Source organism: Microcoleus pseudofavosus SVA1_A4, from assembly GCF_036700565.1.
Taxonomy (GTDB): Bacteria; Cyanobacteriota; Cyanobacteriia; order Cyanobacteriales; family Microcoleaceae; genus Microcoleus.
The window spans coordinates 44314-51831 of sequence record NZ_JAUBPE010000058.1 but is presented as its reverse complement, the minus strand read 5'-3'; the positions used below and the strand labels follow the sequence as shown (position 1 = coordinate 51831).

Below are 7518 nucleotides of genomic sequence, written 5' to 3'. Positions count from 1 at the left end.
GGATTTTAAAGTCCCAAAAGCCTTTCGACCCCAATTATTTACTTGCTACCCCTTGACAGTTCAAGACAGTATCTACACAATTAATGGTATGACAAACTAATAATTGGAGTGAATTTATTTTAGCCTAATTATGGCAAAAGGTGCTAGGGAGCGATCGACCGTTTGCCAATTCTCTAAATGGCGAGAAACCGGGTTTTTGCGAGAATTTTTGGTGAGAGGCGAAGATATCGGAAAAAACCCGGTTTCTGAGATTGTGCGCGGTGGCGAGAAACCGGGTTTTTGCGAAGATATTTAATCGGAGGCGAAGATATCGGAAAAAAACCCGGTTTGTGAGATTGTTAAAGCAGCCTCACATTAGGCATTAGCCAGCTTCTTTTGAATCATTGCCCAATATTCAGGGAAATCCTCACCGGTATATACTGTTAATGCTGCTTGATAAAAGGATCTCGCCTTTTCGAGATTTTCATCCCGCGAACCGTTGATTCTGTCATTGTGGGCATTACCTAGGTTATATTGAATCATTGCCCAATCTTCAGGAAACTGTTCGCGGGTACGAACACTTAAAGCAGCGTCAAAAAATGCGATCGCGCGATCGATATTTTCCGCCCGCGAACCGTTGATTCTGTTGGCGTAAGCAGCAGCTAGGTTATTTTGAGCCATTGCCCAATCTTCCGGGAAAGCCTCAAGGGTGTAGACTGTTAAAGCAGCGCCATAAAGGGCGATCGCCCTTTCCACATTTTCGGCCCGCGAGCCCTTTATTCTGGTAATGTAGGCAGCAGCTAAGTTGTTTTGAGTTTGAGCAAACTTTTCGCTTCCGGGTTGCCGATTATTTAAAACAAGTTGATAAGCGGCAATTGCAATTTCAATATTATCCGCTCTATTCCCACCGGAAAAATTACTAATATTAATGCTCAAGTCTTCAACGAGACTGACAATTGAATCAATAGTTTGTGCATTTTCTCCACCAATTAATTTCTGCATTACTTGCTCTAAAATGTCCGAAAAACGAGCATTTAGTAGATGTTTTCGTTCACCTAGCATCGGGTAAATTACTGCTGTATTGCTATTGCTACCATCTTCGGCTTGCAATAATTCTAGAATAAAGTTTGCATACTCTTGGGGATTTTCACCTGCGGAAATATCACCATCGTTGACATCGATTAATTGTGCTAGCTGGCCGATCAGATTTCGCAGGAACTCAGCGCCGTTTTGTCCTCCTTGTTGTGCCATTTTTTCTGCTACTAACTCGCAAGTTTCCAGAAATTCGACATCCAACAATTCTGAGTTATCTTGTAATATCTGCGGTTCTTCGCCGTTGGGGCAATTCAGCAGGGTGTGAATTAGTTCTAGGTAGGCTTGGGCGCGGCTTTCTTCCATTGTTGGGGAGTTGTGAATAATATCGGGTTTATTGTAGCATGGTTGTGCGTGGGTGGCGAGAAACCGGGTTTTTGCGACAATCTTTGATCGGAGGCGAAGATATCGGAAAAAACCCGGTTTCTTAGATTGTGCGTGCAGACAAACCGCCCGGTTTTCTAATTCCTACACAATGCTACCTTTGGCATTAATCTATCCAAAATTTGCTCGATCGCAATTACTGTCCAATCAATATCAGCTTCTGTTGTTTCTCGTCCTAGAGTTAAGCGAATTCCACCAACGGCGCCGATTTCATCATATCCCATTGCTAATAATATCGGACTGGGAGTGAGTTTGCCGCTGCTACAAGCGGAACCGGAACTAATGCCAATTCCTGCTAAATTTAGCTGCCGCACCAGAGTTTTGCCTGTAATTCGCCCTGTATCCCTCTGTTGGTAAGGGCGGGAGGAAGGGGAGACGATGCAAAAACTGACGTGGTGCGGCAGCCGACAATATCGATCGCCCGTTGGCACTAAACTGGGTACATTGGCTAATCGGTCAAAAAGTCGATCGCGCAATGCAATTAACCTCGGCGTTTCCACATCTATTTCCTGCAATGCTAACTCCGCCGCCACCCCAAAACCGACAATTGCCGGCAGCGCTTGCGTCCCGGAACGCAGTTTCAATTCTTGACCACCACCAGCCAATATTGGCACTAATTCCACACCAGGACGCACGTAAAGCGCCCCCGCACCTTGCGGCCCGTAAAGTTTGTGACTGGAAAGGGAAAGCAAGTCTACGGGCAGTTTCTGCACGTCAACTTGCAGCTTGCCGGCAACTTGAACTGCATCGGTATGAAACATGATATTGCGATCGCGCGCAATCTGTCCCAAGGCTTCAATTGGTTGCAGGGTGCCAACTTCGCTTTGTCCGTAAATGATCGAAATTAACACTGTATTCGATCGCAGTGACTGCTGCAAATCCCAAGGGTGAACGCGCCCAAACTTATCCACCGGTAGGTGCGTCACTTCCCATCCCGATTGTTCAAGTTGTCGCACGGTTTCTGCTACGGCAGAATGCTCTACGCTAGAGATAATAATATGCTGCGGCTTTGTATAAAGACGGGCAACTCCCATAATTGCCAAATTGTCCGCTTCAGTACCGCCGCTGGTAAAAATTATCGATTCCGGTAGCGCGTTAATCAAGCTAGCAACCTGCATTCTCGCTAATTCTAAAGCTGTCGCCGCCCTTTGTCCCCACTCGTGCAAGCTGGAAGGATTTCCCCACTGCTGAGTCAGGGCTTTTTGCATGGCTTGAATCGCTTCTGGGCGTGCAGGTGTTGTGGCGCTATAGTCGAGGTAAATTTGCATGGATTTAAATAACTAATAACTAATGACTGATGACTGATTACTAACTTCCTGGTTTGCAGACGTTGTAGTCTTCGTGCGACAAAACTTTTTGGGGAATTAAGAAAGTGCCGCAATCTTCACAAAGCATTCTGTAGTTGCGCGTTACAGGAATACTCACGATCAAACGGTTGTGACGCAGGCGTTTGCCGCCGAAATCTCTGTAATTCTTATTTTCGCCCAAAGCTGCTATAATTGCGCGAGCTTTAGTGACTACGTGGTCGGGCAGACCTCTGAGATCGATGATATCTCTAGCAAATGATGCTTCCCTCTCTTGTTTTTTGGTTTGTTTTTCTGCCAGCACTTCAACGTAATGCTGCTGCGCCACCAACTCTTGCGTGCAGCGATGGCACGCTTTACCATATCCTTTGTGACCGCACTGAAAAATTCTTTTTCTTTTAGCCATAAAGCAGCGGTATCGGGTTTGACCCACGCCCCTGAATGCTGCTACCCTACCAGTGATGCTTCCGGCATCGAGGCAGTCCTACAAGACGCAAAATCTATTCCCTTGCATAAATTTAATGGGTTCTAAGTTTACTTTATCGAATATATTTGAACTGTGGGTGAGCCAATAACCTCAATTATTTTAAATTTTTGTGACTGTATTTTATTATAATTTACTCGGTTTGTGTTGTGGTGGGCTGCTGGCGATCAATCTGGCGGGCTGCGGACAAACAAAGCAAGACGTGCAGAATTTACCTCTGAGTCTGGCTCCGCTGCCTCAAGACCCGTTGTTGCAAGTATACTTCAATCAGTCGATCGCTTCGAGTTATACAGAGCCTTACCGCCAGCAAACGAGACCTGGAGATGATTTAGAAAAGTTGGTCGCTTTTGCCGTAGCTAATGCTAGATCGACGGTAGATGTAGCGGTTCAGGAGTTTCGCTTGCCCGGTATTGCCCAAAAGATGGCCGATAGGCAGCGATCGGGAATTAAAGTTAGATTAATTGTCGAACATCTGTACAGTCGCCCCCCTGGCGATTTTACAGCCCAGGAGTTGGCGAAATTACCGGAAAGAGAGCGCGATCGTTACAGCGAATTTGTGCAACTTGCCGATACCAATAAAGACGGCAAATTGAGTTCCGAGGAAATCAAGCAAGGCGATGCTTTGGTAATTGTCAAGGAGGCCGGGATTCCTGTAATTGACGATACTGCTGACGGCAGTAAAGGCAGCGGTTTGATGCACCACAAATTTGTAGTAATTGACGGCAAAACAGTAATAGTAACCTCTGCTAATTTTACCACAAGCGATATACACGGCGATTTCAAGACAGCAGCAAGTCGCGGCAATGCGAACAATTTGCTGAAAATTGAAAATGCTCAATTAGCGCAACTATTTACTCAAGAATTTAACATCATGTGGGGCGACGGGCCCGGAGGCAAACCGGACAGCAAATTTGGCATCAAAAAGCCGTTTCGTCAAGTACAAAAAGTGAGGGTAGGGAATGCGACTGTTGCGGTGCAATTTTCGCCGACTTCCAAGATTTTCCCGTGGGAAAAAAGCGTTAACAGTTTGATTAACAAAACCTTGGGTAGTGCAAAAAAGTCGGTTGATTTAGCATTGTTTGTATTTTCGGCCCAGCGGTTGTCAAATACTCTGGAAATTGAAGCTAGGCGGGGAGTTGCGGTGCGAGCTTTAATTGAGTCTAATTTTATTTATCGCTCGTACAGTGAAGGTTTGGATATGATGGGTGCGACTTTCATGGAAGATTGCCGGTTAGAAGCTGACAATCGCCCTTGGAGAAAGCCGTTGACTGCGGTGGGAGTGCCGCTGTTACCGATGGGCGATCGCCTGCACCACAAATTCGGCGTTGTGGACGGCAAAACGGTGCTTACAGGTTCTCACAACTGGACTGAGGCGGCAAATCACGGGAATGACGAGACGCTGCTGGCGATCGACAGTCCCACGGTTGCGGCCCATTTTGAGCGGGAGTTCGATCGGCTTTACAAAGGTGCAATCTTGGGAATTCCCGCCCGAATCAAACAGAAAATTGACGCTAAGAAAAAAGAGTGCGATTCACTACAAGCAGCATCAAAATCTGCGATCGCTAAACCTCAAATTGCTGCGGGTAAAAAGTTAATTAATTTGAATGCCGCCACTCAGGAAGAATTAGAAACTTTGCCAGGGGTTGGCCCGAAGTTAGCCGAGAGAATTATTGCAGCGCGGCAACAGCAACCTTTTACCTCTTTGGACGACGTGGCGCGGGTTCAGGGCATTGGGGACAAGCTTTTAGAGAGATGGCGCGATCGAGTAACTTTTTAAGTTCAGTTCATAGTTATGACTTTAGTTTTTTCTTATCAAATTCTATCAGGACTTACGCACTCCGACAAAGAAACCGGGTTTTTTACCTAATCTGCGGGCTACAACGAAATATTTTCGTAAAAAAACCCGGTTTCTGGGCCCCCATTCGTAAGTCCTATCTATATTAGAAAGTGTAAAATTAATTCACAGAACTCAAACCGGAGCGCGGATAAATATGTCTCAGTCTGTTTTACCTGTTTCGGAAAACGATCGAGTTGATGCTTCGCCAACCTTAACTTTTGAAGAATATCTTGTTTATGAGGGAGAACCTGACGTTCTCTACGAACTTCACAGGGGAAAATTAATACCGATGGCAGCAGCAACGGCTTTACACGCAAGCATCTGCGAATTCTTAGTTTACATATTGCAGCGTTACTTAGCTGAACGCAATCTCGATTTGGTGGCCAAAACTAATGTGGGAGTGAGAACGGAAGAGAATTCCTCGCGCATTCCTGATGTGATTGTTTGTACTCAAAGTCTTTGGGAACAACTGCTTGCTAGACCCGGTGCTGGTGTCTTAGATTTAGATGAAACGCCAGTGTTAATTGTTGAAGTTGTCAGCCAAAACGAGCGTCAAGATTACGTGACAAAAAGAGCAGAATACGAAAATGCTGGAGTACCGGAATATTGGATGGCAGACCCCAAACCTAACCGGACTAGGGTGAGAGTTGTAACTTTACCGGAAAATGAAACTGCTTACGAGCAAGCTAATTTTGTGCCAGGGCAAAACATCGTGTCTTTACAGTTTCCAGATTTGATTTTATCAGTAGATCAAATTCTATCTCCCCCACTTGTCGAAGATTTAATTAAGCAGGAGTATCAACGCACAGGGCGACTGGCGGCGCGCTTGCGGGAGATGGGAATAGACCCGGATGCTATTTAGCAGTAAAGTGCGTTGCGCTTTCCGCGCAATGCACTTTACTGGTATTACTCGTTACCAGACTCTTCTTGGGAACCAGTTAATAAAATTCAGTTTTTGTGGAACAGGCATCTTGCCTGTTCAACGAGAAATCAAGTAATGGGATGAAAGTAAAATGCTGCGGCTAACACGATATATGTTGCTAAAAGCAGCACTCCTTCGAGCCAATTAGAGCGCCCGTCGAGACTGATTAGATTGGCAATTGTCACTGCGATGGCAACTGCAACTACTTCAAACGGATTGAAGTTTAAATCCATCGGCTGATGAATCACTAATCCGATAATCACCAACACCGGCGCTACCAGCAAAGCAACTAGCAAACTCGAACCCATCGCCACAGAAACTGACAAATCCATATTGTTTTTCATCGCAACTCCCACCGCAGTTACATATTCGGCCGCGCCGCCAACAATCGGCAACAGAATTACCCCTGTAAACAGCGGCGTCAATCCCAATCCTTTGGTAGTTTCTTCGACAACACCAACGAAAATTTCAGATTCAAAAGCAACGGCAACAGTTGAGGCAACTAGCACTCCTATCCACAGCCACAAATTCGGTTTGTGTGCAGTAGATTCATCGGTATTTTGAGTATTTTCTGACTCTAGTTCTAGTATGCCGACCTCGTAAAGATAGCTGTGAGTTTTTAAGGAAAATAGCAGAGTTAAAGCGTAAACTGCAATTAGGACGATCGCAGTTATTAAAGAAAGATTCTGAATTGCTGCGGGTTCGACTCCATTTGAGGTGTAAATTACCATTGTCGGCAGCAGAATTGCAATTACTGCTAGAGTCATTGTGGAACCGTTCACTCGCGCGATAATTGGCTTAAATTCTTGTTCTTTGTAGCGGATTCCTCCTAACAGCATGGAAAATCCCATGACTAAGAGCAAGTTACTGATAATTGTGCCGGTTATGCTGGCTTTCACAATGTCAATTAAGCCGGCTTTCAGGGCAACTATGGCAATAATTAATTCCGTAGCATTGCCGAAAACTGCATTTAATAAGCCGCCTATGGAGGGGCCTGTAACGATCGCCACTTCTTCTGTAGCGGTGCTCAACCAAATCGCCAGAGGTATAATGCCTAAAGCGGATGTGATGAAAACTGCGAGGGAACCCCAGTGCAAATACTCAGCGGCGATGGAAATCGGGATGAAAATTAACAGCGCTATGGAAAGAATTTTTTTGATTGACATAGAAACTCGGATGGTGTAATGAAGGGTGAGGTTTAGTTGTCGGGGCGATCGCAATGTTAATTTTACATTATTTCACTATAGTTTGGACTTTTAGTCGCAGATGCACGCAGAGCAACGCAGATTGAATATAATAAAATTATATCGACATTGGTGAAAAGATATGTCTCAATCTGTACTGCCAGTGGTTGAAGAGAAGCAAGTTGATAATTCACCCACATTAACTTTTGAAGAATACCGATTTTATCAAACTGATTCCGATTTACAATATGAACTGTACAAAGGCAAATTAATTCCGATGCCAACAGCAACAGTTTTACACATCAAAATTTGCGAGTATTTAGTTTATTAAG

General features: G+C 45.0%; 8 protein-coding genes. 4 read left to right on the top strand and 4 right to left on the bottom strand.

The window, feature by feature from the left end:
* Positions 1-130: 130 nt before the first annotated feature.
* A complete protein-coding gene (locus QUA02_RS22575; RefSeq protein ID WP_333030833.1) occupies positions 131-295 on the top strand; it encodes a hypothetical protein in 165 nt (54 codons plus the stop codon).
* Positions 296-354: 59 nt separating this feature from the next.
* Here QUA02_RS22575 and QUA02_RS22570 read toward each other — a convergent pair whose 3' ends face one another.
* The 3 genes from QUA02_RS22570 to QUA02_RS22560 form a co-directional block, all read right to left on the bottom strand.
* Positions 355-1377, bottom strand: coding sequence for a tetratricopeptide repeat protein (locus QUA02_RS22570; protein WP_333030830.1), 1023 nt, complete (start codon positions 1375-1377; stop codon positions 355-357).
* Between the two features lie 155 nt (positions 1378-1532).
* Positions 1533-2723, bottom strand: a complete 1191-nt coding sequence (locus QUA02_RS22565) for a cysteine desulfurase family protein (protein WP_333030827.1) — start codon at positions 2721-2723, stop codon at positions 1533-1535.
* A 40-nt stretch (positions 2724-2763) separates the two neighbouring features.
* Positions 2764-3165 (bottom strand): DUF7682 family zinc-binding protein, encoded by a 402-nt coding sequence (locus QUA02_RS22560; RefSeq protein ID WP_333030826.1) that lies wholly within the window; start codon positions 3163-3165, stop codon positions 2764-2766.
* Between the two features lie 190 nt (positions 3166-3355).
* Here QUA02_RS22560 and QUA02_RS22555 point away from each other — a divergent pair, with 190 nt between their 5' ends.
* Both QUA02_RS22555 and QUA02_RS22550 read left to right on the top strand, forming a co-directional pair.
* A complete protein-coding gene (locus tag QUA02_RS22555; RefSeq protein ID WP_333030824.1) occupies positions 3356-5020 on the top strand; it encodes a DUF655 domain-containing protein in 1665 nt (554 codons plus the stop codon).
* A 214-nt stretch (positions 5021-5234) separates the two neighbouring features.
* Complete coding sequence (locus tag QUA02_RS22550; protein ID WP_333030823.1) at positions 5235-5942, top strand: Uma2 family endonuclease; 708 nt, start codon at positions 5235-5237, stop codon at positions 5940-5942.
* Between the two features lie 128 nt (positions 5943-6070).
* Here QUA02_RS22550 and cax read toward each other — a convergent pair whose 3' ends face one another.
* Positions 6071-7168 carry a calcium/proton exchanger gene (gene cax, locus QUA02_RS22545; protein WP_333030821.1) on the bottom strand — a complete coding sequence of 366 codons (1098 nt, stop codon included), beginning with the start codon at positions 7166-7168 and terminating at the stop codon, positions 6071-6073.
* 160 nt (positions 7169-7328) lie between these two features.
* Here cax and QUA02_RS22540 point away from each other — a divergent pair, with 160 nt between their 5' ends.
* Entirely contained in the window at positions 7329-7517 is a 189-nt protein-coding gene (locus QUA02_RS22540) for a hypothetical protein (protein WP_333030819.1), read from the top strand.
* The last annotated feature ends 1 nt before the right edge of the window (position 7518 follow it).